The 24,205-nt window shown below is 64.3% G+C and carries 18 protein-coding genes and 1 other RNA gene; 10 read left to right on the top strand and 9 right to left on the bottom strand.

The window, feature by feature from the left end; all coding sequences use genetic code 11:
* The first annotated feature begins 49 nt into the window (after positions 1-49).
* The 3 genes from arcD to ffs all read left to right on the top strand — a co-directional run bounded on the left by arcD (position 50) and on the right by ffs (position 2,566).
* A complete protein-coding gene (arcD, locus tag I6L36_RS02725) occupies positions 50-1,486 on the top strand; it encodes an arginine-ornithine antiporter (protein WP_043760933.1) in 1,437 nt (478 codons plus the stop codon).
* A gap of 92 nt (positions 1,487-1,578) precedes the next feature.
* Complete coding sequence (locus I6L36_RS02720) at positions 1,579-2,367, top strand: sulfite exporter TauE/SafE family protein (RefSeq protein WP_109112675.1); 789 nt, start codon at positions 1,579-1,581, stop codon at positions 2,365-2,367.
* Between the two features lie 102 nt (positions 2,368-2,469).
* Positions 2,470-2,566: signal recognition particle sRNA small type (gene ffs / locus I6L36_RS02715), an RNA gene on the top strand.
* A 653-nt stretch (positions 2,567-3,219) separates the two neighbouring features.
* On the opposite strand, the gene I6L36_RS02710 is transcribed toward ffs, so the two are convergent.
* The gene (locus I6L36_RS02710) at positions 3,220-4,176 is read right to left on the bottom strand and encodes a LysR family transcriptional regulator (RefSeq protein ID WP_109112674.1); all 957 of its coding nucleotides are present in this window, start codon (positions 4,174-4,176) and stop codon (positions 3,220-3,222) included.
* Positions 4,177-4,274: 98 nt separating this feature from the next.
* Here I6L36_RS02710 and I6L36_RS02705 point away from each other — a divergent pair, with 98 nt between their 5' ends.
* The 4 genes from I6L36_RS02705 to argE are packed head-to-tail and all read left to right on the top strand — an operon-like array spanning position 4,275 to position 7,878.
* Positions 4,275-5,564: an NAD(P)/FAD-dependent oxidoreductase gene (locus I6L36_RS02705; RefSeq protein ID WP_109112673.1), complete on the top strand. Its 1,290-nt coding sequence runs from the start codon at positions 4,275-4,277 to the stop codon at positions 5,562-5,564.
* A gap of 57 nt (positions 5,565-5,621) precedes the next feature.
* Positions 5,622-6,041: a RidA family protein gene (locus tag I6L36_RS02700; RefSeq protein WP_109112672.1), complete on the top strand. Its 420-nt coding sequence runs from the start codon at positions 5,622-5,624 to the stop codon at positions 6,039-6,041.
* Complete coding sequence (locus tag I6L36_RS02695; RefSeq protein ID WP_109112671.1) at positions 6,041-6,715, top strand: DUF1028 domain-containing protein; 675 nt, start codon at positions 6,041-6,043, stop codon at positions 6,713-6,715. The genes I6L36_RS02700 and I6L36_RS02695 overlap by 1 nt, the downstream gene beginning before the upstream one ends.
* Positions 6,715-7,878, top strand: a complete 1,164-nt coding sequence (gene argE, locus I6L36_RS02690; protein ID WP_109112670.1) for an acetylornithine deacetylase — start codon at positions 6,715-6,717, stop codon at positions 7,876-7,878. The genes I6L36_RS02695 and argE overlap by 1 nt, the downstream gene beginning before the upstream one ends.
* Before the next feature lie 806 nt (positions 7,879-8,684).
* Here the strand turns inward: argE and I6L36_RS02685 are convergent.
* The 3 genes from I6L36_RS02685 to I6L36_RS02675 form a co-directional block, all read right to left on the bottom strand.
* Positions 8,685-10,070 (bottom strand): aspartate aminotransferase family protein, encoded by a 1,386-nt coding sequence (locus I6L36_RS02685; protein ID WP_109112669.1) that lies wholly within the window; start codon positions 10,068-10,070, stop codon positions 8,685-8,687.
* Positions 10,071-10,137: 67 nt separating this feature from the next.
* Positions 10,138-11,562, bottom strand: a complete 1,425-nt coding sequence (locus I6L36_RS02680) for an APC family permease (protein WP_109112668.1) — start codon at positions 11,560-11,562, stop codon at positions 10,138-10,140.
* Positions 11,563-11,613: 51 nt separating this feature from the next.
* Positions 11,614-13,110, bottom strand: a complete 1,497-nt coding sequence (locus tag I6L36_RS02675; protein ID WP_109112667.1) for an aldehyde dehydrogenase — start codon at positions 13,108-13,110, stop codon at positions 11,614-11,616.
* A gap of 168 nt (positions 13,111-13,278) precedes the next feature.
* Between I6L36_RS02675 and I6L36_RS02670 the strand changes: the two genes are divergently transcribed.
* Positions 13,279-14,073, top strand: a complete 795-nt coding sequence (locus tag I6L36_RS02670; RefSeq protein ID WP_124813260.1) for a helix-turn-helix transcriptional regulator — start codon at positions 13,279-13,281, stop codon at positions 14,071-14,073.
* 145 nt (positions 14,074-14,218) lie between these two features.
* Here the strand turns inward: I6L36_RS02670 and I6L36_RS02665 are convergent, their stop codons facing one another.
* The 5 genes from I6L36_RS02665 to I6L36_RS02640 all read right to left on the bottom strand — a co-directional run bounded on the left by I6L36_RS02665 (position 14,219) and on the right by I6L36_RS02640 (position 20,968).
* The gene (locus I6L36_RS02665; RefSeq protein ID WP_109113149.1) at positions 14,219-16,042 is read right to left on the bottom strand and encodes an ATP-binding protein; all 1,824 of its coding nucleotides are present in this window, start codon (positions 16,040-16,042) and stop codon (positions 14,219-14,221) included.
* A gap of 5 nt (positions 16,043-16,047) precedes the next feature.
* On the bottom strand, positions 16,048-17,100 hold the full coding sequence (locus I6L36_RS21865; RefSeq protein ID WP_125117248.1) for a molybdopterin-dependent oxidoreductase: 1,053 nt from the start codon (positions 17,098-17,100) through the stop codon (positions 16,048-16,050).
* A gap of 1 nt (position 17,101) precedes the next feature.
* Positions 17,102-18,610 (bottom strand): galactofuranose ABC transporter, ATP-binding protein YtfR, encoded by a 1,509-nt coding sequence (ytfR, locus tag I6L36_RS02650; RefSeq protein ID WP_216986958.1) that lies wholly within the window; start codon positions 18,608-18,610, stop codon positions 17,102-17,104.
* Between the two features lie 90 nt (positions 18,611-18,700).
* Positions 18,701-19,660 (bottom strand): galactofuranose ABC transporter, galactofuranose-binding protein YtfQ, encoded by a 960-nt coding sequence (gene ytfQ / locus I6L36_RS02645; protein ID WP_216986957.1) that lies wholly within the window; start codon positions 19,658-19,660, stop codon positions 18,701-18,703.
* 429 nt (positions 19,661-20,089) lie between these two features.
* Positions 20,090-20,968: a LysR family transcriptional regulator gene (locus I6L36_RS02640; protein WP_109112801.1), complete on the bottom strand. Its 879-nt coding sequence runs from the start codon at positions 20,966-20,968 to the stop codon at positions 20,090-20,092.
* Positions 20,969-21,129: 161 nt separating this feature from the next.
* Here I6L36_RS02640 and fdhD point away from each other — a divergent pair, with 161 nt between their 5' ends.
* Together fdhD and I6L36_RS02630 are read left to right on the top strand one after the other, a co-directional pair.
* Entirely contained in the window at positions 21,130-21,915 is a 786-nt protein-coding gene (gene fdhD / locus I6L36_RS02635; RefSeq protein WP_029314473.1) for a formate dehydrogenase accessory sulfurtransferase FdhD, read from the top strand.
* On the top strand, positions 21,899-24,196 hold the full coding sequence (locus I6L36_RS02630) for an FdhF/YdeP family oxidoreductase (RefSeq protein WP_010674611.1): 2,298 nt from the start codon (positions 21,899-21,901) through the stop codon (positions 24,194-24,196). The genes fdhD and I6L36_RS02630 overlap by 17 nt, the downstream gene beginning before the upstream one ends.
* Positions 24,197-24,205: the final 9 nt, after the last annotated feature.

Here is a 24,205-nt window from a genome sequence, read left to right as displayed (position 1 = left end):
GCTGTATGAATACGGATGCTCAGCCGCCGCCTAAGAAAACAGGTTTGAGATGGACAAGAAACTGGGGCTCGGTGCCCTCATTTCGCTGGTGATCGGCTCCATGGTCGGTGCCGGGGTCTTCAGTCTGCCACAAAACATCGCGGCGCATGCCAGTGCCGGGGCCGTCGCCCTAGGATGGACCATCACGGGGATCGGCATGATCTGCCTCGCCCTGGTGTACCAGAACCTCTCCATGCGCCGTCCGGATCTCGATGGCGGCATCTTCAGCTACGCCAAGGCAGGGTTCGGTGACTTCGTCGGCTTCAACGCAGCCTGGGGCTACTGGCTGTGCCAGCTGCTGGCCAACGTCTCCTACGCCATCGTGGTGTTCAGCGCCCTGAGCTACTTCTTCGATACACCGGACAACGTCATCTTTGGTGACGGCAACACCCCGATCGCCATCACCCTCGCGTCCCTGCTCATCTGGTCGGTGCATGCCCTGGTGCTGCGCGGCATCCAGGTGGCGGCGCTGGTGAATATCGTCACCACCATCGCCAAGATGGTGCCCCTCATCGTCTTCTGCGTCGCCATCCTGCTCGCCTTCAACATGGAGACCTTCACCCTGGATCTCTGGGGGCAGGGGAGTCCCGAGCTCGGCTCCGTGATGGATCAGGTCAAGTCCACCATGAAGGTGACCCTCTGGGTCTTCATCGGCATCGAGGGGGCCGTGGTGGTCTCCGCCCGTGCCCGACACCGCAAGGACGTGGGCCGCGCCACCGTGCTGGCCCTGCTGGGCGCCCTGGCGCTCTATGTCATGGTCACCCTGTTCTCCCTGGGGGTCATGAATCAGCCGCAGCTGGCGGCCCTCAAGAACCCCTCCACCGCCATGATCCTGGAAGCCGTGGTCGGTCCCTGGGGCGCCTGGCTTATCAACATCGGCCTGGTGATCTCGGTCATGGGGGCCCTGCTGAGCTGGACCGTGCTGGCGGCGGAAGTGCCTTACATCGCGGGCAAGACCGGCGTCTTCCCGGCGTGGTTCGCCAAGGAGAACAAGAACGGCTCGCCCCAGGTGTCGCTCTGGTGCTCCACCTGCCTGGTGCAGATCTTCCTCATCATCATCTACTTCCAGAGCAGCACCTACCTGGCGCTGGTCAACATCGCCACCTCGGCGGCCCTGGTGCCCTATGTCTTCTCCGGCGCCTACGGGCTCAAGCTGGCGATCCAGGGCACCACCTACGAGCAGCAGCCCCATCAGCGCAAGCGTGACCTGCTGCTGGCCCTGGTGGCCACCGCCTACGGCTGCTGGCTGGTCTATGCGGCGGGGGTGGAGTACCTGCTGCTGGTGGCGCTGCTCTACAGCCCCGGCATCTTCATCTACTGGAAGGCGCGCCAGCACCACGGCCTGCGCAGCCTCAACCGGCTGGAGCAGGGGATGACGGCGGCCCTGCTCGGCTGCGCCGTGCTGGCCTTCTACAAGGTGATGGACGGTACCATTCCCCTTCATTAATCGGCACAATAAAGAGATGGCCTGGCGCCATCTCTTTTTTTATGGGCATTGGCGGTCGAGTTGACCGCCAATTTATTAGCGAAGGAAATTTTATGCTGTTTGTGGGGTATCTGGTGTTGGGGGCCTTCGCGGGCATGCTGGCCGGGCTGTTCGGGATCGGAGGCGGGCTCATCATAGTGCCCGTGCTGGTGCTGAGCTTCCACGCCCAGGGCGTGGCCCCGGAGATCATCACCCACCTGGCACTCGGCACCTCGCTTCCCACCATGATCTTCACCGGTTTCAGCTCCCTGCGAGCCCATCAGGAGGCGGGGGCCGTCGACTGGGTGATGATACGGCGCCTCGGGGCGGGCATGCTGCTCGGGGCCTGGCTCGGCGGCATGACCGCCAACCTGCTCAGCGCCAGCACCCTCAACATCATCATCGGCTGCTTCGCCTGGGCCATGGCCGTGCAGATGGGGCTCAACCTGAGGCCCAAGGCGGAGCGCCGCATGCCGGGACCGGTCGGCACCGGGATCGCGGGCAGCCTCATCGGCTGGATGTCGGCGCTCTTTGGCATCGGCGGTGGCTCGCTCACCGTGCCTTATCTGAGCTGGAACTCGGTGCCCATGCGCAACGCCGTGGCGGCCTCCGCCGCTTGCAGCATGCCCATCGCCCTGGCGGGCAGCCTGAGCTACCTCTACGCCGGCTGGGGGAACCCGGATCTGCCCGAGTGGAGTGCCGGCTTCATCTATCTGCCGGCCCTGGTGGGCATAGTGCTCACCAGCACCCAGTTCGCCCGGTTTGGCGCCAGGCTGGCACACCGGCTGTCACCCGCACGGCTCAAGCAGGCCTTCGCCCTCCTGATGCTGGTGGTGGGGGCCAAATTCATGCTGTTTAGCTGAACCCTTGGCCAGATTGTTGAAAAATAAGGCGAACGGCTCGCGCTGCGGCAGAAAGCCGTTGCATTGACCGGCCAGTTTGCCTATTCTCCTCGCCGGTGGTCCTATTGGTCCTCTCGCATTGATAACCCGTCGACCTGGTCAGGACCGGAAGGTAGCAGCCAAGGCGGGGGACTCGAGTGCCGGGATGTGGCTGGTAGGGCCACCACTTGTTTCTGCAATTCAATAAGTTACAGCTAATACCCCCCTTCAGACCTCTTGGTAATCCACTTTGTGTGGATGGATCAGGAGTCTTCTAAGTGAATCTCTGGCTCTCTCCGCAAGGTATCTGGTACTACCGCAAGGTGACAGTGCTCCCCTGTGGCCGCCGCAAAGACATCAAGAAATCTCTCCGTACTCGGGACAAGCTGGTCGCTCGTGAACAGGTGGCTAAGATGCTTGCCTGTGCGCGTTCTCGGGTAAAACCAGCGGTTGTCCAGCCAGAACCTCAGCCAAACTCCCTGCCGGAGCCTCGGCGGCTACCGCAACAGACACCCTCAGCGGCCAATCCAGCCCCTCAGTGAATCTCTGGCTCTCTCCGCAAGGTATCTGGTACTACCGCAAGGTGACCATGATCCCGTTTGGACGTCGTCACGAGATCTGACAATCCCTTCGCATCGCCCCAGGCGTGCTGCCGTCTCACAAGCACCGCCTGTTCGCCAGCGCTATGCTCGCGTCACGCCAGTGGCTGCCCAGCGACTATCCCCGCTCTCTTCGCTGTCGGCGATACCTCAGTCGTCACGACCGCCCTCAAGCCGTCGCCGTGATGGCCCGTCTGCGGCCAGAAGCGATCCATCGAGGGATGACCCAGCGCTTTTAGCGCTTTTTGAACTGCGCCGGAGATGGTTTATCGGGGGCAGCAGGCGATTGAGCCGTGCTTGATCCCCAGAGCTGCAGACAGGTGTCTCGCAGGGCGGCCGCCTTGCGGGTGAGCGTCAGTTCCTGTGGCCAGGCCAGCACGATGGGGAGTTGGGGAACATCGTCGACGATATCCAGGCACGCCAGTTTGCCACCGTCGTAACTCATATCCACCTGGGGCTGCAGGTTGAGCAGCGCATAGCCGAAATGGGCCGCCACCAGCCCGCGAACCAGCTCGAAGTTGACCGTGCGGTGCCCGACTCTCGGCTCCAGCCCCAGCTGGCGGAACAGCCCCAGGAAATATTCGCGGCTGTGCGGGCGGTCCAGCAGCACCAGCGGCTCATCGACCAGTTCGGCCAGAGAGACTTGGCCGCGCGCGGCGAGCGGGTGATCGGCGGCCACCAGGACGTAAGGGCGGGCGCCGGACAGCGGCTGCTTGTGCAGCGTCTCCGGCAGTCCCAGATCGTACAGCAGGGCCAGCTCTATCTGTCCGCCCAGCAGCGCCGCCTGCAGTTGCTGGGTGTCGCCCTCCAGCAGGTTCACCTCCAGCTCAGGGTAGGCATCGCGCAGCGCACTGAGCAGGTCGGGCAGGAGGATGGGGGCCATGGTGGTGAAGCAACCCAGAGTGATCGCGCCGCGCAGCGACTGGCTGATCTCCTGGGCCTGCTGCTCGAGATCCTCGGCATGGAGCAGCAGGTTGCGGGCGGCGGCGATGAAGCTCTGTCCGGCCGGGGTCGGCGATACCCCGCGGGCATGGTGGCGCACGAAGAACTGCAGGCCGAACAGCGCCTCCAGCTGGGCGATGGCATTGGAGACGCCGGGCTGCGAGGTATAGAGCGCGTTGGCCGCCGCGGTCACACTGCCGTGATCGGCCACGGCCACCAGATAGGTCAGCTGCCGCAGGGTGTATTGCATAGTTTAAAGTTATCCCTTGAAAAAGATTTATATATTTTATGTATTCAGCGTGAGGCTCTAGATTGCCCTTGTCAACCCGCTCAACAGGAGAGAGCAAGATGGCAATGGAAAAAACGGACACGCTGGTCATCGGCGCGGGTCAGGCCGGTGTGGCCATGAGCGAGCACCTGAGCAAGCTCGACATCCCTCATATCGTGCTGGAACGCAGCCGCATCGCCGAGCGCTGGCGCACCGAGCGTTGGGATTCACTGGTGTGCAATGGTCCTGCCTGGCATGACCGCTTTCCCGGCCTCGCCATGGAAGCCGATCAGGATGCCTTCGTCGCCAAGGACAAGGTGGCGGCGTATTTCGAGGCTTATGCCCGCAAGTTCAAGGCACCGATCCGCACAGGTGTGGAGGTGACCAGGGTCACCCGCAACCAGGGGCGTCCCGGATTTACGGTGGAAACCTCGGCCGGGGTGTTCGAGGCCAATCGCGTGGTGGCGGCCACAGGCCCGTTCCAGAAACCGGTGATCCCGGCGGTGGCGCCGCAGGCGGGCAGCCAGCTGCAGATGCACTCCACCCAGTATCGCAACCCGGATCAACTGCCGGCCGGTGCCGTGCTGGTGGTGGGGGCTGGCTCCTCCGGCGTGCAGATCGCCGACGAGCTGCAGCGTGCCGGTCGCCAGGTGTACCTGTCGGTCGGGGCCCACGACCGCCCGCCGCGTGCCTACCGTGGTCGCGACTTCTGCTGGTGGTTGGGTGTGCTGGGGGAGTGGGACGCCGCGACCGTCAAGCCAGGCACCGAGCACGTCACCATCGCGGTGAGTGGTGCTCGCGGTGGCCACACGGTGGACTTCCGTGCCCTGGCGCAGCAGGGCATCACCCTGGTGGGGATGACGAAGTCGTTCGACGACGGCGTGGTCAGCTTCCAACCGGATCTGGCCGCCAACGTGGCGCGTGGGGATGCGAATTACCTGGCACTGCTGGATGCCGCCGATGCCTACATCGCCCGCAACGGGCTGGATCTGCCGCCTGAGCCCGAGGCGCGGCGCATGCTGCCGGACCCCGCCTGCCTCACCGAGCCCCTGTTGTCGCTGGATCTGGCCGCAGCCGGGGTGGGCACCATCATCTGGGCCACCGGCTTCGTGCAGGATTACGGCTGGCTGCAGGTGAACGCCTTCGATGACAAGGGCAAGCCACAGCACCAGCGCGGCGTGTCCAGCGAGCCCGGGGTCTACTTCCTCGGCCTGCCGTGGCTGTCTCGGCGCGGCTCGGCATTCATCTGGGGGGTCTGGCACGACGCCCGCTTCATTGCCGACCACATCGCCATCCAGCGCACCTACGCCGCCTACCGTGAGGCGGACCAGAGCGTGCACGCCGACACTGCCGTTCCGGCAGAAGTCTGACCCCCAACAAGCGTGGGTCGCCACGGGCGACCCCAATAAACCCTCAAGGTGACCAACATGATTCACAAGCGCATTCGTCCGTTCAATACCAAGCAGACCTACCCGGAACAGAACCTCAACAACGATCTCTGCCAGGCCGTGGTGGCCGGCAACATGGTCTTCCTGCGTGGCCAAATAGGCCAGGATCTGGACACCCGGGAATCGGTGGGCATAGGGGACGTCGCCGCCCAGACGGAAAAGGCGATGGCCAACGTCAAGATGCTGCTGGAAGAGTCCGGCAGCTGCCTGGGGGATATCTGCAAGATAGTGATCTACCTGGTCGACCCCCGCTACCGCGAGACCGTCTATCAGGTGGTGGGCAAGTGGCTCGAGGGGGTGTTTCCCGTGTCCACCGGTCTGGTGGTGTCGGCGCTGGCCCGCCCGGAATGGCTGGTGGAGATCGACGTGACCGCCGTGATCCCCGAGGAGCGCCGCTGATGACCTTCTCCATCGCTGCCCGCTGCCCGCAAAGCGGCATGGTCGGCGTGGCCGTCGCCTCGTCCAGCATCGCCGTGGCCAGCCGCTGCGCCAATGTGTGTGCCGGAGTCGGTGCCGCGCTGAGCCAGAACGTGACCAACCCCATGCTGGGCCGGCTGGCACTGGCCCAGATGGCGGACGGAGAGGATGGCGCCGTGCTGCGTGCCAGCCTGTTGGCCGCCGACCCCCACAGCGACTGGCGGCAGTTGGTGCTGGCGCCGCTGGACGGCACGCCCCAGGTGATCACCGGCAGCCATGCCCTGGGGGTCTATGGCGCCGCCACCGGGCGAGACTGCGCGGCCGGCGGCAACCTGCTGGCCAGCCCCCTGGTGCCCCAGGCCATGGTCGATGCCTTCGAAGCCAGCCGCGGCAGCCTGCCTGAACGGCTGCTGGCCGCCCTGCAGGCGGCGGTGGATGCCGGCGGAGAGGCCGGGCCCATACATGCCGCCGGTCTGCAGGCCACCCTGGATACCCAGTGGCCCAGCATCGACCTGCGCATCGACTGGAGCGAGGGGGCACCGGTGGCCGAGCTGGCCAGGCTGTGGCAGCGCTATGAGCCGCAGATGGCTGCCTATGTCACCCGCGCCGTGTCGCCGCAGGCGGCCCCGAGCTACGGCGTGGCAGGAGATCCGTGATGGAACAACACTCTTCGCTGGGTCTGCTGCAGACCCTGGTGGGTTTCGATACCGTCAGCCAGCACTCCAACCTGGCGCTGATCCACTTCGTGCGCGACTACCTGGCGCAGTACGGCATTGCCAGCCAGCTGGTGGGCAATGAAGAGGGGACCAAGGCCAACCTGTACGCCACCATAGGCCCGACCGATCGGGGTGGGGTCATGCTGGCCGGGCACACCGACGTGGTTCCCGTCGCCGGTCAGCACTGGAGCTGCGATCCGTTTCACCTGACGGTGCGCGATGGTCGCGTTTATGGCCGCGGCGCCGCCGACATGAAGGGCTTCATCGCATCTGTGCTGGCCGCGGTGCCGGCATTGGCGGCGGCCAGGCTGCACACCCCGGTGCACATCGCACTGACCTACGACGAGGAGATCGGCTGCATCGGCGTGCGCCGTCTGCTGGACGTGCTGGGCGGGCTGCCGGTGTTGCCGCAGATGGCCATCGTCGGCGAGCCCACGCTGATGCGGCTGGTGGCGGCGCACAAGGGCAAGGTGGCCTACCGGGTCAGGCTGCGCGGCAAGGAGGGTCACTCCAGCAACCCGGCCGCCGGGGTGAACGCGGTGGAGTATGCCGCCGAGCTCATCACCTTTATCCGTCAGCTGGCCCGAGATCGGGTGGCGAGCGGACCGTTCGACCCCCTGTACGAGGTACCTTACACCACCTTGCACGTGGGCAAGATGCAAGGCGGCACCGCGCTGAACATCATCCCGGCAGAGAGCGCGTTCGAGTTCGAGATCCGCCACCTGCCGGAAGACGATCCCGAGCCGCTGCTCCATGCCATCTTCAGCCACGCCCGGGAGCGACTGCTGCCGGCGATGCGGGCCGTTGACGAGGCGGCCGACATCGAGTTTGTCGAGCTCAGCAGCTACCCAGGCCTGCTGACCGCGCCAGACGCCACCGTGGTGCGCTTCATGCAGTCGCTGCTGGGGGATGAGCGGGCGCCCGCCAAGATCGCCTTCGGCACCGAGGCCGGCCTGTTTTCCCAGCGTGTCGGCATCCCGGCTGTGGTGCTGGGGCCGGGTTCCATCGACCAGGCCCACAAGCCGGACGAATGGCTGGCGCTGGAGCAGCTCACCGCCTGCGATGCCTTGCTCGCCACTCTGGTGAAGCGTCTCGGCGCGTAATTAAAATAGGGGTGACAACGTCGCCCCCGATACCCCTGTATAGGGCCCGCCTCGGCGGGCTTTTTTATTTTCCGGGCTGCATGGGCCCAAGCCCAAGAAGCTGATCGGAGCCAGCAGGGGCGCAGGTTCGGCAGGCGTCAAGGGGGATTATTCCGGCAAACGGGGCATGAATCCAGCTGCGACGAACAGGCCGCAGTCTCTTGTCGCTCGAGAGCGCTCTGCAGAGCCTCTCTTTGGGTCATCGAAAGGCGGTGGGCCGTACCACGAGGCGCTCAGGCCTATGGAGGGGGCAGAACCGTGGGAAGGCCAGATCCGCTGGCGATATACACGGCGCCCTTCACATCAGACGTCTCTGGCCGGCCTTCAGCCACATCACTCGGTCGTCGAGCTCCCGTCATCTTCCCTGGCTATAGTCTCGCCTGAGCCAGGGAAAGTGCGCGCCCTTGCTAGGGGAGTGTGCGTCATATCGGCGCTGTCCGCTGGCTATCGGCCATGCACGGCAAGCCAGTGGGGAACAATGGTGTTATCTGGAAAAAGGGCCGGCTACGGCGGATCCCCTGGTGCCCTAGTGGTTGGTCTGACTGACCTCAGTCTGGCTATTCAGTGACTACCCGATCAGCGTTCACATCGAGCGGAACGATGGGGCAGGAGCCGGGCGCCTGAGAACGTTGCACGGATCGCATCTGGCCTGGCAGACCGGCGCTGCGGTGATGGAGGGGTTGGATCCTGGTCGGCACACGAGGTCTGGCAAAGAGGGAAAACGACAGGGGGATAGCCGCCGGGCGAGAACGCCCGGCGGGCAGGGGTTAGAGTAGGCCGATCTCTTTGGCGGTGCGGTCCACCGCCAGCTTGGTCTTGGCGATCAGCTCGTCGATCTCGGCGTGGCTGATGACCAGCGCCGGGGCCATGATCATGCGGCCCTGGGTGGAGCGGATGATCACGCCCTCTTCGAAGCCGATGGTGCGGCAGCGCCAGGTCAGATCGCTCTCGTTGGCAAAGCGGGTGCGGCTGGCCTTGTCCTGACAGAACTGCAGCGCGGCCACCATGCCGGTCCCCTGGATCTCGCCGATCAGCGGGTGCTTGTCGAACACCTCGCGCAGGCATGTCTGCAGGTATAGGCCTGTGTCGTTCTTCACCCGAGCCACTATGCCTTCCTGCTGCAGGGCATTCAGGTTGGCCAGCGCCACGGCAGCGGCGACCGGGTGGCCGGCATAGGTGAGGCCGTGGGCGAACACCCCGCCACGCTCCACCAGGGCCTCGCCCATGCGGCGGGACAGCACCAGCCCGCCCATGGGGATGTAGCCGGAGGTCAGCCCCTTGGCGATGCTGATGGTGTCCGGCTGGAAGCCGAAGTGTTCGTGTGCGAACCACTCGCCGGTGCGGCCAAAGCCGCCGATCACCTCGTCGGCACACAGCAGCACGTCGTACTGGCGGCAAATGCGCTGGATCTCCGGCCAGTAGCTCTCAGGCGGGAAGATCATGCCGCCGGCCCCCTGGAACGGCTCGGCCACGAAGGCGGCGACGTTGTCAGCCCCCAGGGCCAGGATCTTGGCTTCCAGCTCTTGTGCGCACTTGTGGCCAAATTCCGCCGGGCTCAGCTGACCGCCATGGGCAAACCAGTAGGGCTCACCGATGTGCACCACATTGGGGATCGGCAGGTCGCCCATCTCGTGCATGAAGGCCATGCCGCCCAGGCTGGCGCTGCCCACGGTGGAACCGTGATAGCCATTGTGGCGGCCGATGAAGATCTTCTTGCCGGGCTTGCCCATCACGTCCCAGTAGCGGCGCACGGTACGGATCAGCACCTCGTTCGCTTCCGAGCCGGAGTTGGTGTAGATCACGTGGCTGTAGTCACCGGGCAGCAGGGAGAACAGCTTGTCCGACAGCTCGTTGACCGCCGGGTGGGTGGTGTGGAAGAAGGTGTTGTAGTAGCTCAGCTGTTCCAGCTGGCGGGTGGCGGCGGAAATCAGATCCTGGCGGCCATAACCGATATTGGTGCACCACAGGCCGGACATGCCGTCGAGATACTGGTTGCCGTCGGTGTCCCACAGGTAGACACCTTTCCCCTCGGCCATCACCCGGGGGCCTTCCTGATTCAGGGCTTTCTGGTCGAGGAAAGCGTTGATGTGGTGGGCGGCATCCAGCTGCTGGTACTCGCGGGTGCTGCGGTTGTCATCGTGGGATCTGGTCATTGCGAAAACCTCGTTTGTGTAGGGTGTGACGCCGGGGCCTGCCCCGGCGGTGAATAAGGTTGGAGACTTACTTGCGCGCCAGCACTTCATTCAGGGGTTCTGGGCGGAACAGGGGTTTGCGCATCACCAGCTTGATCCAGAGGACGGCGATGAGCGACACCAGCCCCAGCACGGCGCCGGCATAGCCGAAGATGGACGGAGCCATTTCCGGGGTAGGGGACACGTAGTAGATCGACACCAGCATGCCGGCGATGCCCACCAACTGGGTCAGCGGGTAGAGGGGGGACTTGAACGGCCGCGCCAGCTGCGGGTAGCGGCGGCGCAGGGCAATCACGTCCAGATGGCAGATGATGTAGGCCAGCAGCCAGGCGATGGCGGCAGCCAGCAGCAGGAGACCGATGGTGGCCGGGTCGTCCCCCATCAGCAGCACGGGGGCGCCGGTGATCAGTGCCACGAACAGCACCGCCACCCAGGGGGTGTTGTAGCGCTTGCTCAGCAGCTTGAACTGGGGGAAGACCTGACCGTTGAGCGCCATGCCGTACAGCATGCGCGGCACGGCAGCCAGCGAGCTGTTCAGGGTGCTGCAGGTGGCGGTGATGGCGGCCACGACCAGCAACACTTTACCGCTTTCTCCCAGCAGGGCGGTGGCGTACAGGTAGTGCGGCAAGGCCGAGCCGGCCAGCTGTTCCTGCGGCACATAATAGAGGGCGCCGATGCTGTAGAGCGCCGTGGTCACGAAGATCACCACGATGCCGAGGATCATCGCGAGCGGGATGTTGCGCTGCGGCTTGTCTGATTCCTCGACCAGGGGGCAGGTGAATTCGGCGCCCACAAAGCCCCAGATCGCCAGCGCCACCAGGGTGAGCACGCCGGCCCCCATCGGGTTCCAGTCGTTGTTGACCGCCTGCACCAGCTGCGGATGGCTGTCGCTGCCGGACATGGCGGTCAGCCCGAGCGCCAGCAGCACGACCACCATCACCAGCGCCAGGGCTGACTGCAACTTGGCAAACACGTCGATGCCGAGCAGGTTGAGCAGGGTGAAGGCCAGCAGGACGCCGTATGCGACGCTCATGTGCGGGAAGGCCCCGGGGTAGACCTGGTTGATGATCTGATCGAGCAGCAGCAGTTCGGCCGACAGCGCGAACATGGCTACCACCACGTAGCCGGAGAAGGTGGCGAGAATGGCCGGGAACTGGCCCAGCGCCACCTCGGTGTAGCTGCTGAGGCTGCCGGCACGGGGGATCATCAGCGCCAGCTCGGAAAAGGACATCACATAGGTGAGCGCCAGCACGAAGGCCAGGGTCAGCGGAATGAGAAAGCCCAGTCCGGCGATGCCGGCACCTTGCAGCATCAGCACCATCACGCCCTGCGAAACCACGAGGCCAATGGCCACGGCGAGCAGGGCGCCGAGCCCCAGGCTGGGGCCGGACTTTGCGGCTGGCGTGGTGGTGGCCGCCAGCGGTGAGGTGGAGTAGATAAGGGGATCGTTCATGATGTGTCTCCTACTGTCCTTGTTGGGATGGAACATCTCGGGCGCGGCAGACTAGTCGCGCAGTTGTACCCAGGTGGTCTTGAGCTGGGTGAATTTGTCGATGGCGTGCAGCGACAGATCGCGGCCGAAGCCGGACTGCTTGAAGCCGCCAAACGGAATGCCGGGGTCGAGCGCATCCACGGTATTGACCGAGACGGTGCCGGCGCGCAGCCGGCGCGCCACCCGGTGGGCGCGGGACAGCTGCTCCGTCCATACCGAGGCGGCCAGGCCATAGATGCTGTCGTTGGCTAGGGCGATGGCCTCGGCCTCGGTGTCAAAGGTCATGACCGCGAGCACGGGGCCGAACACCTCTTCGCGCGCCAGCGTCATCTCGGGGGTGACGTCGCTGAAGATGGTGGGGCGGATGTAGCAGTCGCTGCCGTCGATGGCGGTGCGCTCGCCGCCGCACAAGAGGTTCGCGCCCTCGCGGCGGGCAACATCGATGAAGGTCATGATGCGATCGGTCTGGCGGGCATCGACGATGCAGCCAGTGCGGGTGGCGGGATCCAGCGGGTTGCCGGGTTGCAGCGCGTCCACCTGCGCCAGCAGCTTCTGCAGGAAGGCGTCCTTGATCGAACGCTGCAGCAGCAGGCGCGAGTTGGCCGAACAGACCTGACCCTGGTTGAAGAAAATGCCAAAGGCGGCACGCTGCGCCGCGGCATCCAGATCGCAATCCTCGAACACGAGGTTGGGGCTCTTGCCGCCGCACTCCAGCCACACCATCTTCATGTTCGACTCGGCGGCATAGCGCAGGAAGAGCTTGCCCACCTCGGTGGAGCCGGTGAAGCTCAGGCAGTCGACGTCCGGGTGCAGGCCGAGGGGACGGCCCACCTCTTCACCATACCCCGGCAGCACATTCAGCACGCCATCGGGCAGGCCGGCCTCCCTGGCCAGCTCGGCCAGGCGCAGTGCAGACAGCGGCGACTGCTCGGCGGGCTTGAGGATCACGCTGTTGCCGGCGATCAGCGCCGGTGCCAGCTTCCACGCCGCCATGTCCAGGGGGAAGTTCCACGGGATCACCGCCGCCACCACCCCGACCGGCTCGCGGGTGATGAGCGCCAGCGCATCGGCGGCGCTGGGGGCCACCTCGTCGTACAGCTTGTCCGCTGCCTCGGCATACCAGTCGATGACGGCGGCCGTGCCCGGCACGTCGATGGTGCGGGCGTCACTGATGGGCTTGCCCATGTCCAGGCAATCCAGCAGCGCCAGCTCGTCACCATGCTCGCGCACCAGGGCGGCCAGTTTTTGCAGCACCACCTTGCGATCGCGCGGGTGGCAGCGCGACCACACGCCGGATTCGAAGCTGGTGCGCGCGGCCTGCACCGCCAGTGCCACATCGGCCTCGCCGCAACGGGCGACATCCCCCAGGGACTGGCCGGTGATGGGGCTGACGTTGGCAAAGGTGCGGCCATCGGCGGCCGGGACGAACTGGCCGTTGATGAATGCCTGGCCGCGGGGGCGCAGGGCATCGGCGCGTTGCTTCCAGTACGACAGGTCATGCAATGACATGGCTTTCACTCCGTTGAAACGCACGACGCGGATGAGGTGGCCTGCATTGTGCTGGCCGTGTCGTGCCTGGTGAGGTCATACTAGACAGCCCCCGAAGTGACGGACATCACGCAGAAACGTTAGCGTTGGGGGGTAGACATAACGTCAATGGAGTAGGGACAGGGAAAGATGCAGTTGAACGTAGCGGATCTGGCGTTTCACCAGCGGTTGGGCCGGCTGTTGAACGACATGGGCAGTGAGACCTTCTGGCAGCAGCTGGCGGCTTTTTTGCGCGAGCAGGTGGAGTTTGATACCTGGGTGGCCATGCTGTTTCGCCAGGACATGCCGCCCCTGGTGCTGGCAGACAATGCCGTGAACTACGCCAACGACAACCTGTTCGCCGACTACATGCACGGCCTCTATCTGCTGGACCCGTTTTACAGCTTTGCGCTCAAATGCCCGGCCGCCGGGGTATATCGGCTGGACGAGGTGGCACCGGACAGCTTTCGGGACACCGAATACTGCCGACATTACTTCTCGCGCAACGTGGTCACCGACGAGCTGCAATTCCTGCTGCCGCTGCCCCAGGGCACCTTGTCCCTCTCCCTGGGGAGCCAGCGCCGCTTCAAGAGCAGCGAGATCGGCATCTGCAGCCTGGTTTCCCCCTGGCTCTTGCCGATGCTGCGCATCGCCGCGCGACTGGAGGAGCGGCTGCGCCAGCCCCAGGGCAATCCCCTGCAACAGAGTCGCCAGCAACTGGAAGAGGCGCTGCGCCTGCGGGGCACCACCCCGCTTACCAACCGGGAGGTGGAGGTGGCCCTGCTGATCCTCGGCGGCCACTCCACCAAGGGGGTGGCGCGGGAGCTGGCCATTTCGCTGGAGACCGCCAAGGTGCACCGCCGCAACCTCTACGCCAAGCTGGGGGTCTCCAGCCAGGCCGCGCTGTTTCTGCTGTTTGCCGATCTGCAGCAGCTGCTCTCCTGACCGGATAGATCCCGTCCATGTGCGTGGGGAGTCTGTCCCCGGTGTGGGCATAGGGCTGGATGCCCCGTCCCGCCATCCGGTGCGGCAAGGTCTCCACCCAGGTTCATCCCCATCAACCCTGTTCTGGCGCCATGGCCAGGCCGGCTCAGGCCGGATTGGCGTGGGCGCGGCTGCGCTTGAGCTGTTCCCGCACCACGTGCCGGTTGATCTCGCCCAACAGCGTCTCCTTGTTGATGGGCTTGGTGATATAGCCGTTCATCCCGTGGGAGAGGTAGTACTGCTTCGATTCGGGCATGGCATCGGCGGTCAGGGCGATGATGGGAATGTCGGCCCAGGGCTGGTGTGAGGTCCGGATGTGGGTGGTGGCCGCCAGCCCGTCCATGACCGGCATCTGCACGTCCATCAGCACCAGATCGAAGGTGGCTTGCGCCAACTTGGCCAGGGCCTCTTCCCCCTGTATCGCCAGGGTGACCTGGTGTCCGACGGAGGCGAGCATGGCGCCGATCACCTTGCGGTTGGTGGCATTGTCATCCACCAGCAGGATGCGATAGCGCTCCTGCACCACGGGTTTGGCGGGGAGGCAGACGATGGAGGGGGTCGTCACCCGGGCAGGCCAGCCAAAGGTGAAGGTGCTGCCGCATCCCTCCTGGCTCTCGACCGAGATGTCTCCTCCCATCAGGCGGGCGAGGTTGCGGGAGATCTCGAGGCCCAGCCCGGAGCCGCCATATTGCCGCGTGATGGAGACATCGGCCTGGGAGAAGCGCTGGAACAGGTTCTCCATCTGGTGGCGGCTCATGCCGATCCCCGTGTCCTGGATCGCGATGCGGATGGCGTGGCGATCCTTGTCCAAGGGCTGGCTGCCTACCCTGATAGTGACGGCGCCCTGGTGGGTGAACTTGATGGCATTGTTCAGCAGGTTGAACAGGATCTGGCGTACCCGCAGGGGGTCCATCATCAGCCATTCCGGCGTGTCAGGGGCCAGGGTCAGGGAGAGCTGGATCCCTTTCGCACTGCAGTTGTTCTGCATCAAGGCCCGGATGTCTTCCAGCAGCTTGGGCAGATGACAGGGAACCAGCTGCAACTCGATGCGACCCTCCTCCAGTTTTGAAATGTCCAGGATGTCGTTGAGCAGCCCCAGCAAATGGTTGGCCGATTCACGAGCCGTTTCCAGATACTCCCGCTCTCTTGGTGCCATGGTGCGGTCCGCCAGCAAGGAGAGCATGCCGAGGATGCCGTTCATGGGGGTGCGGATCTCGTGCCTCATGTTGGCCAGGAAACTGCTTTTCGCCCGTTTGCCCGCCTCGGCCTCGCGGTTGGCCTTGAGCAGCTTGTCGTTGAGCTGCTGCATCATCTTGTGCTGCAGGAACGACAGGTTCATCTGCCGCCAGATGAGCAGGGCGAGCACGAACAGCAGGGAAAACTGCAGCGCCGCGATCAGGGTGGTGGTGATGATCTGCTGGCGCACGCCGTCGCGGCGGGCCAGGTCGAACAGGGTTGCCTGCTGGTTGACCTCCAGGGTTAGCTGATGGAGCTGGGGCAGCAGTTGCTCCAGCTCCTGACTCACCTGCTGGTGGGCGGCCTGATCCAGCGGCTTGTCAGGCTCAGGACCTAGCCAGAGATCGGCCAGGGCGGTAAAACGGCGCATCGCCTTGCTGGCCTGCTGGTAGATGGGCGTGTGTTGCAGCAGGTTGCGATCCTTGCTCTCCAGCACCAGATCCATCCGGCTGATCAGGATGTCGTATCTGAGCTGGAATTTGGCTGGTGAGTCGTGCCAGAGCGCGTTTTGAAAGCGCAGTGCCTCGTTGTAGAGCTGGAAATAGTTCCACATGACGTTGTCGTCACCCTGGCTGGTGCCGCGTGGCAGTTCCTGGAATTGCCGGTACTGGATGGTACTGATGCCGGCAAAGGCCAGCAGCAGGACACAGAGCACCACCAAGAGGGAACGTTGACTCGCTGCCATGGATTTCATGGGATCTACTCCACCTTGATCCGGCTGATCTGGCAGATGGCGCGGCTGTAATAGAGCTTGTTGCGAAGCTCGGGGTACTGGTCGAACGGATAGATCAGGAACAGCGGCCCCTTGTCACGCACCGACAGCGGTTTGCCATTGATGCTGCGGGCCAGGATCACCTGGTACTGGGTGGCATCGCTGGCGGGCACCTGGATCGAATAGTCGTTGAGGGCGGTGATGGTCAGCTGCTTGCCGTTGGCGCCCACCTTGGCCAGCAGATCGCTCAGACGGGGGCCACGGAAGACCTTCTCCTCGTCATACCAGGGGGTGTGGGTCTTGATCTCGTACTCGGGGAGCGCATCCAGCATGGCGGTGTCCCACAGGGCCGACTGCTGGTAGTTGGGCTGGGTGTTGAGGCCGGCGTTCTTGGCCGCCTTGATGTTGATCCCCACCGCCTCGATGAAGAGGCCGAGGGCGGTGCGTTTGGTCAGCAGCCAGATGAACAGGGCCATCCCCAGGGTGATGATGACCGGGGTGGGCAGATAGAAGAGGGCGCCGCTGCCGATCCAGGCCAGGGCGTCGTTGTTGAAGGTGATGATCTGCCCCTCGGTGATGAGCTGGGCGATGCCCCGGCCCGCCACCATGAGGATCAGGGTGGCGACGATGGGCTGGATCTTGAACACCGCCACCAGCAGGCCGTTCCACAGGCCGCACAGGAGGCCGACCCCGATCACGGACGCGAAGATGACGGGCAGGCTGTGGCCGCCGGTGGCCAGGCTGGCCATGGTGGCCCCGCTGATGGCCATCACGGCCCCCACCGACAGATCGATGCCGCCGGTGGCGATCACCAGCGTCATGCCGAGGGAGAGCAGGGCCACCGGGGCGCAGCGGTTGAGGATGTCGATGAGGCTGCCAAACAGCCGGCCATCCTGGATGTGGATGGCGAAGAAGTTGTCGGCGACCAGGGCATTGATGAGCAGCACGCACACCAGGGCGACACATTGGGCCGAGCCCGTGGGCCAGGGCCTGCGGGGGCGGCTGGCCCCCTTGGAGAGGGGGAGAGTGGATGACGTCATATCAGGCCTCGCATGCAATGGCGTTCATGATGGCAGGGACGCTGAGGGCGTCCGTCGCAAGCTCTGCCACCTGTTTTCGATCGCGCAGGACGATCACCCGGTCGGCGTAGCCCACCAGCTCTTCGAGTTCCGAGGAGATGACCAGCAGGGCCAGCCCGTTGGCGCAGAGGGATTCGATGAGGCGGATGATCTCGGCGTGGGCCCCCACGTCGATGCCCCGGGTGGGTTCGTCCAGGATCAGGAGCTGCGGCTTGGTCAGCAGCCAGCGGGCCAGCAGCACCTTCTGCTGGTTTCCCCCGGAGAGAAACTGGATGGGCTGCTCCGGCCCCGGGGTCTTGATCGCCAGCTGGGCGATGAGGCGGGCGGTGATCTCGTCCTGCTCCTTGCGGGACAAGGGACGCAGCCAGCCCCGTTGGGCCTGCAGGGCCAGTACCATGTTCTCCCGCACCGAGGCCGAGGCGATGATGCCGGCGCTCTTGCGATCCTCCGGGCAGAAGCCGAAGCCGTGGGCGGCGGCCTGGCGCGCACTGCGGATGGTGACCGGCTTGTCCCGCACCCGGCACTCGCCGCTGTCGCTCGGCACTATGCCGAACATCAGCTCGGCGGTCTCGGTACGACCGGACCCGAGCAGGCCGGCCAGGCCCACGATCTCCCCGGGCATGACGTCGAGGCTGAAGGGGGCGATGACCCCGCGCTTGCCATAGTCCCTGAACGACACCATGGGCTGGCTGCTGCGCAGGGTCTTGCCCGCCCGCTTGAGGGCGTTGTCGTCCAGCTCGCGCCCCAGCATCATCTTGACCAGCTCCAGTTGCGGCAGCGCCTGGGTGTCGCGGGTGCCGACCAGCTCGCCGTTGCGCAGCACTGTGATGCGATCGCTTATCTCGTAGACCTGGTCGAGGAAGTGGGTGATGAAGACCAGGCTCACCCCCCGATCCCGCAGGCTCTTCATCAGGGAGAAGAGCATCTGGACCTCGCTGGTGTCGAGGCTGGCGGTGGGTTCGTCCAGGATCAGGATCTTGGCGGACAGGGAGACCGCCCGGGCGATGGCCACGATCTGCTGCATGGCGACCGAGTAGTGATCGAGGGGCAGGGTGACGTCCATCTCGAAGCCGTGGCTGGCCATGATGGCGCTGGCCTGACGGGTCATGGCGGCCCGGTCGATGAAGCCGAAACGGCGGGGTTCGTGGCCGATGAAGAGGTTGTCGGCTACCGACATGTTGGGCAGGAGGTTGACCTCCTGGTAGACGGTGCCGATCCCCAGGCGCTGGGCGTGGGCGGTGTCCGTCGGGGAGATGGGGACGCCATCGAGCTCGATGCGGCCCGCATCACGCTGATAGACGCCGGTGAGGGTCTTGACCAGGGTGGACTTGCCGGCACCGTTCTCGCCGAGCAGTGCCATGATCTCCCCCCGTCGCAGGGAAAAATCCACCTGATGCAGGGCCCGTACCCCGGGAAAGGCCTTGCAGATCCCCCGGGCGTGCAACACGACATCGCGATTGTTTTCTGACATGGAAATGGGCTCTCCGATATAACGCACCATATAAGCACTCGGGCTTATATGGCGCGTTATTTGATTGGCTGACTCAGAGGGCGGTCGGTATTAATAGCCCATGTCTTTTTTCAGCTCGAGCTGGGACTGGGCACTCTCCGGCTCAAACAATTTGGACTCTGTCTTGATCTGTTTGGGGGGCAGGGTGCCATCCTTCTTATATGCCAGCAGGGTGTCGAAGGCGGGGCCCGCCATATTCGGCGTGAGTTCCACCGAGGCGTTGGCTTCACCTGCGATCATCGCCTTGAATATATCCGGCACGCCGTCGATGGAGATGATCTTGATATCCTTGCCCGGTTTGAGGCCGGCTTCCTTGATGGCCTGAATGGCCCCGATGGCCATGTCATCGTTATGGGCATAGACGGCGCAAATATTCTTGCCGCTGTTTTCCGCCTTGATGAAGCTCTCCATCACCTCCTTGCCCTTGCTGCGGGTGAAGTCGCCGGACTGGGTGCGGATGATCTTGATGGTGGGCACGGCCGCGACGGTATCGAGGAAGCCCTTTTTGCGATCCAGGGCCACGCTGGCCCCGACGGTGCCTTGCAATTCAACGACATTGCAGGGCTTGCCATCCTGCTGCTTGATGAGCCAGTTGGCCGCCACCGCCCCTTCGTGAACGCTGTCCGCGGCGACGCCCGTCATGAAGAGAGAGTCATCCTTGACCGTGATATTGCGATCCAGCAGGAACACGGGGATCTCGGCCTCTTTTGCCTCCTGCAATACCGGGTCCCAACCCGTCTGCACTACGGGCGCAATAAAGATGGCGTCCACGCCCTGGGCAATAAAGGAGCGAATGGCCTTGATCTGGTTCTCCTGTTTCTGCTGGGCATCGGCAATCTTCAGGGTAATGCCGCGTTTCTGTGCCTCGCTCTTGGCTACCGATGTTTCTGCCGCCCGCCAGCCGGACTCAGACCCTATTTGGGAGAACCCCACCGTCATGTCCGCAGAATAAGCGGAGGCAGAGAGAATAAGGGAGCTGATAATGCCCGCCAGTTTCACTTTCTTATACATGTGACACTCCTTTGTGATGCATGGTGAAATAAACCGGAACGCGTCAGGTTTTTATTGTTCGGGTCAAGGTTATAGGCTCCCGGATTTAACGACGGGAGGTGGCTCACAGAAAATTTTCAGCAGCACGATGCTTCATACAAACAGCAGAAGAGTTTATACCTCAGGCGGGGGCTGCATTGATTTTTCTGCATATTTATTTTTTTCGGCGACCATTGTGTCCAGAGTCGTGCAGGGCGCGAGGCACGGCGGCGGGTCGTTTCCGCCTGAAGGAACGCCCAGGCTCAAGGACGAGGGATCGGCTCCTTGGCGGTAAAGAAACGGGCGCAGCAGCGCCCCGAACGCGGGAGAAAAAGTATGGCAGAGCGGGCATGGCTCGTGCCCGCCATATCCATAAAGCTTGCGGGCGGCCGCTGGGACCGCCCGCCGGGTTCAGGTGTCGGCCTGGGCGAGAAATGCCCGCATGGCGGGGGTGACGCTGTGCTTGCGGGTGATGAAGGCGATGGTGCCGGCGCTCGCATCGCTCAGGGGATGGCAGGGCAGCTGGAACAGCCGCCTGGCGGTGGCGGCGATGCCGGCGCTGACCACGGCGCGGCCGAGCCCGTGGCTCACCCCGTTGACCAGGTGGAACAGGGAGTCGGTCTCCAGCACCACCCGCAGGCTGATCTGCTGGCGGGCGGCGGCCTCGTCCAGGTAGCGGCGAAACTGCATGGTGGTGCTTGGCAGGATCAGGGGGAGATCTTGCAGGTCCGCCAGGGTCAGCGGCCCGGTCGAGGCGCAGTGGGCAGGCAGGGGGCCCAGCAGGGCCATGGGGTTGGGGTGGCGAAGCTGGACGTCGAGGGCCCGGCGCTGATGCTCGGTGAGCAACTCGTCAAAGCCGAGCCCGATGTCGATGCGATGCAGATCCAGCTGCTCCATCAGGGTGGCATGGGTCATCACGCAGAGGTGCAGGCCGACCTTGGGGTAGGCGTCGTTGAACCCCTTGAGCAGCGGCATGATGTCGATGCTCGACTGGGGCACTACGCCGATGCGCAGCGCGCCCGACAGCCCGCCCCGAAAGAGGCTGAGCTCCTGGCGCATGGCATCCTGCTCCTGCAGCATCCGCTCGGCGTGGTGCAGCACCACTTCCCCCGCCTGGGTCAGGGCCACGAACTGGCTGTTGCGCACCACCAGTTCGGTGCCAAGTGACTTCTCCAGAGCGGTGATGCTGGCCGACAAGGTCGGCTGGGTGATAAAGCAAGCCTTGGCCGCCTTGGCGAAGTGACGGTGCTGGGCCAGCTCGTAGAAATAGTGCAACTGCTTGATATTCATCGTGGTAATGGCAGCAGGCAAAGGCAATGAGCGACAAATTTAATCAATCGACATCCCGATGGCAATAGAAGTTATCTATCGGCGAATAGATTTGTTTCATTGGTTTTGGCGCGGCGGCTTATCTAAACTTGAGGCCCGAATACAGCTTATAAGCGTCTCGCATGATCCCTTTCAATTCACGGTTGCCCAGTCTGGATGAGCTGGTGGAGGAGGTGGCCGTGTCAGTCAACATCAACGGCATCAACCATGCCGTCATGATGGCCACCCCGGACGATCTCGACGATTTCGCCATCGGTTTTCTGTTTGGCGAGGGAATCATCGGGGGCAACCACGATGTACACGATATCCAGAGCACCCCGTCCGAGCACGGCATCGTGCTCGATGTCACCATCGCCAACCGCTGTCTGGCAATGCTTGGCCAGCGCAAGCGCCGCCTGGCCGGTGCCAGCGGCTGTGGCATCTGCGGGGTGGAGGCCATCGAACATGCGTTGCCCGTGCTCACCCCGCTGACCCCGGGTGCCCCCTTCGACACCGCCTCTTTGCAGGATCTGCGGGAGCGCATCGTCCCCTGGCAGAGCAAGGCCCGCCAGAGCGGCGCCCTTCATGCCGCCCTGGCGCTGGATGATCGCGGCGAGATCCTGGCCTGCCGGGAGGACATAGGGCGGCACAACGCCCTGGACAAGCTCATCGGCATGCAGCTGCGCCAGCCGGTGCAGGCCGCCACCCTGGTGATCACCAGCCGCTGCGGCAGCGAACTCATTCACAAGGCGGTGCAATTTGGCGCCGCTCACCTCATCAGCCTTGCTTCACCCAGCCAGCTCGCGGTGCGACTGGCCCTGAAGTACAACCTGACCCTGATCCATGTGCCCCGATCCGATGCCCCGGTCTGCTATGCCAGCCCCCGCGCCCAGGATCACGTTGGAGATTCCCATGTCCAGTCATATTGAGAAACCGGCCAAGGCCGGCGGCTTTTCCTCCCTGCAGTCCACCTTCAAGCAGGTGCTGCGCAGCCAGAAGACCCGCCAGAACATCAAGAACCTGCTGCGGGTCAACCAGACCGACGGCTTTGACTGTCCCGGCTGCGCCTGGGGTGACAACAAGCAGGGGGCCTTCCAGTTTTGCGAGAACGGCGCCAAGGCGGTGGCCTGGGAATCCACCGGCAAGACGGTGGGGGCCGATTTCTTCGCCGAGCATTCGGTGCGTCGCCTCGCCACCCAGAGCGACTACTGGCTCGAATATCAGGGGCGACTGACGGAGCCCCTGCGCTACAACCCGGCCACCGATCACTACGAGCCGGTGAGCTGGGATCAGGCGTTTGCCCTCATCGCCGACAAACTCAAGAGCCTGGCCAGCCCCGACGAGGTGGAGTTCTACACCTCGGGACGCGCCAGCAACGAAGCCTCCTACCTCTATCAGCTGTTTGGCCGTCTCTATGGCACCAACAACTTCCCCGACTGCTCCAACATGTGTCACGAGGCGAGCGGGGTGGGGCTTATCCAGTCCGTCGGGGTGGGCAAGGGCACCGTGGTGCTCGATGATTTCGACGCCGCCAAAGCCATCTTCGTCTTTGGCCAGAACCCGGGCACCAACCACCCGCGCATGATGAACGCCCTGCGCAAGGCGGCACGCCAGGGGTGCCAGATCGTCACCTTCAACAACCTCAAAGAGGTGGCCCTCGAGCGCTTCGCAAGCCCCCAGAGCCCGGCGGAGCTACTGACCCCGGCGGCAACCACCATCAGCCACCAGTACCTCACGCCAAAGCTGGGCGGTGACATGGCGGCCATTCGCGGCATGGCGAAATACATCCTGGAAGAGGAGGGGGGGCGCATCGATCTCGCCTTCATCGAGCAGCACACCGCGCACTTTGACGACTACCTGGCCCAGGTGAAGGCTACGGAGTGGACGCAGATCGAGGCGCAATCCGGCCTCGGTCGGGAGGCGATCACCCGGGCGGCGCAGATCTTCGCAAGCAGCGAGAGCGTGATCAGCTGCTGGGCCATGGGGATCACCCAGCACAAGCATTCGGTCGACACCATTCGCGAAATCGTCAACCTGCACCTGATGTGCGGCCAGATTGGCAAGCCGGGGGCCGGACTCTGTCCGGTGCGCGGTCACAGCAACGTGCAGGGCAACCGCACCATGGGGATCAACGAGAAACCCAATGCCGCCTTCCTCGATCGCCTGGAGCGCCGCTTCCCGGTGGGCTTCAAGCGCACGCCGGGGCACAACGTCTACGAGGCCCTCAAAGCCCTTCATGGCGGCAAGAGCAAGGTGCTCATCTGCCTTGGGGGCAACCTGGCAGCCGCCGCGCCGGATACCGAGTTCACCTATGAAGCGATGCGAAGGAGCGAGCTCAACGTGCAGATCAGCACCAAGCTCAACCGCAGCCACCTCATGGTGTCAAAAGATGCCCTGATCCTCCCCTGCCTGGGCCGTACCGAGCTCGATCAGCAGCGCTCCGGGGTGCAGAAGATCACCGTGGAGGACACCTTCAGCATGGTGCACGCCTCCACCGGGATGAACGAGCCGGTCTCGCCGCTCTGTCTCTCCGAGATAGACATCGTGGCCCGCATGGCCGAGGCAACGCTTGGCAGCGATCGGGTGGACTGGTTGGCGCTGCGGGATGACTACGGGCTGCTGCGGGATCTCATCGAGGAGACCATCGCGGGCTTTGGCGACTTCAACCGCCGCATCGAGGAGCCCTGCGGTTTCCATCTGGAGAACAGCGCCGCCCTGCTGCGCTGGAACACCGCGAGCGGGCGCGCCGAATTCAGGGCGAGCCGTTTGCCGGACTCCATCCTGCCCGAGTGCACCAGCCACGCGGAGCAGATGGTGGACCAACCCGTGCTGCTGCTTCAGAGCCTGCGCTCCCACGATCAGTACAACACCACCATCTATGGCATGGATGACCGCTATCGCGGCATCAAGGGACGACGCAACGTGGTCTTCATGAACGAGGAGGATGCCAGGAGGCTGGGGCTCGCCGAGGAGCAGCGGGTGGACATGAGTGCGGTGTGCAACGACGGGCGCGAGCGGGTGGTGCGGGGCTTTAGCGTCATCTTCTACGAGATCCCGAAAGGCAACATCGCCGCCTACTACCCGGAGACCAACCCCCTGGTGGCCATCGAGAGCATAGGGGAGGGCTCTTTCACCCCCACCTCCAAATCGGTGCCCGTACTGGTGACCCCGAGCGCCGCCTCGGTCGAGAGCCTGGCCGTCACGCTCTGATCTCCTGAC

The organism is Aeromonas sp. FDAARGOS 1406, assembly GCF_019048565.1.
GTDB lineage: Bacteria > Pseudomonadota > Gammaproteobacteria > Enterobacterales > Aeromonadaceae > Aeromonas > Aeromonas caviae.
This window is presented reverse-complemented; position numbering and strand designations above follow the sequence as displayed.

Excerpts from the sequence above, each read along its gene's own strand:
- I6L36_RS02630 (WP_010674611.1), top strand. The coding sequence starts at position 21,899 with ATGTCCAGTCATATTGAGAAACCGGCCAAGGCCGGCGGCTTTTCCTCC.
- I6L36_RS02675 (WP_109112667.1), bottom strand. The coding sequence starts at position 13,110 with ATGTCATTGCATGACCTGTCGTACTGGAAGCAACGCGCCGATGCCCTG.
- I6L36_RS02700 (WP_109112672.1), top strand. The coding sequence starts at position 5,622 with ATGATTCACAAGCGCATTCGTCCGTTCAATACCAAGCAGACCTACCCG.
- I6L36_RS02710 (WP_109112674.1), bottom strand. The coding sequence starts at position 4,176 with ATGCAATACACCCTGCGGCAGCTGACCTATCTGGTGGCCGTGGCCGAT.
- I6L36_RS21865 (WP_125117248.1), bottom strand. The coding sequence starts at position 17,100 with ATGACGTCATCCACTCTCCCCCTCTCCAAGGGGGCCAGCCGCCCCCGC.
- I6L36_RS02695 (WP_109112671.1), top strand. The coding sequence starts at position 6,041 with ATGACCTTCTCCATCGCTGCCCGCTGCCCGCAAAGCGGCATGGTCGGC.
- I6L36_RS02665 (WP_109113149.1), bottom strand. The coding sequence starts at position 16,042 with ATGAAATCCATGGCAGCGAGTCAACGTTCCCTCTTGGTGGTGCTCTGT.
- fdhD (WP_029314473.1), top strand. The coding sequence starts at position 21,130 with ATGATCCCTTTCAATTCACGGTTGCCCAGTCTGGATGAGCTGGTGGAG.
- argE (WP_109112670.1), top strand. The coding sequence starts at position 6,715 with ATGGAACAACACTCTTCGCTGGGTCTGCTGCAGACCCTGGTGGGTTTC.
- I6L36_RS02720 (WP_109112675.1), top strand. The coding sequence starts at position 1,579 with ATGCTGTTTGTGGGGTATCTGGTGTTGGGGGCCTTCGCGGGCATGCTG.
- arcD (WP_043760933.1), top strand. The coding sequence starts at position 50 with ATGGACAAGAAACTGGGGCTCGGTGCCCTCATTTCGCTGGTGATCGGC.
- ytfR (WP_216986958.1), bottom strand. The coding sequence starts at position 18,610 with ATGTCAGAAAACAATCGCGATGTCGTGTTGCACGCCCGGGGGATCTGC.
- I6L36_RS02670 (WP_124813260.1), top strand. The coding sequence starts at position 13,279 with ATGCAGTTGAACGTAGCGGATCTGGCGTTTCACCAGCGGTTGGGCCGG.
- I6L36_RS02685 (WP_109112669.1), bottom strand. The coding sequence starts at position 10,070 with ATGACCAGATCCCACGATGACAACCGCAGCACCCGCGAGTACCAGCAG.
- I6L36_RS02705 (WP_109112673.1), top strand. The coding sequence starts at position 4,275 with ATGGCAATGGAAAAAACGGACACGCTGGTCATCGGCGCGGGTCAGGCC.
- I6L36_RS02680 (WP_109112668.1), bottom strand. The coding sequence starts at position 11,562 with ATGAACGATCCCCTTATCTACTCCACCTCACCGCTGGCGGCCACCACC.
- I6L36_RS02640 (WP_109112801.1), bottom strand. The coding sequence starts at position 20,968 with ATGAATATCAAGCAGTTGCACTATTTCTACGAGCTGGCCCAGCACCGT.
- ytfQ (WP_216986957.1), bottom strand. The coding sequence starts at position 19,660 with ATGTATAAGAAAGTGAAACTGGCGGGCATTATCAGCTCCCTTATTCTC.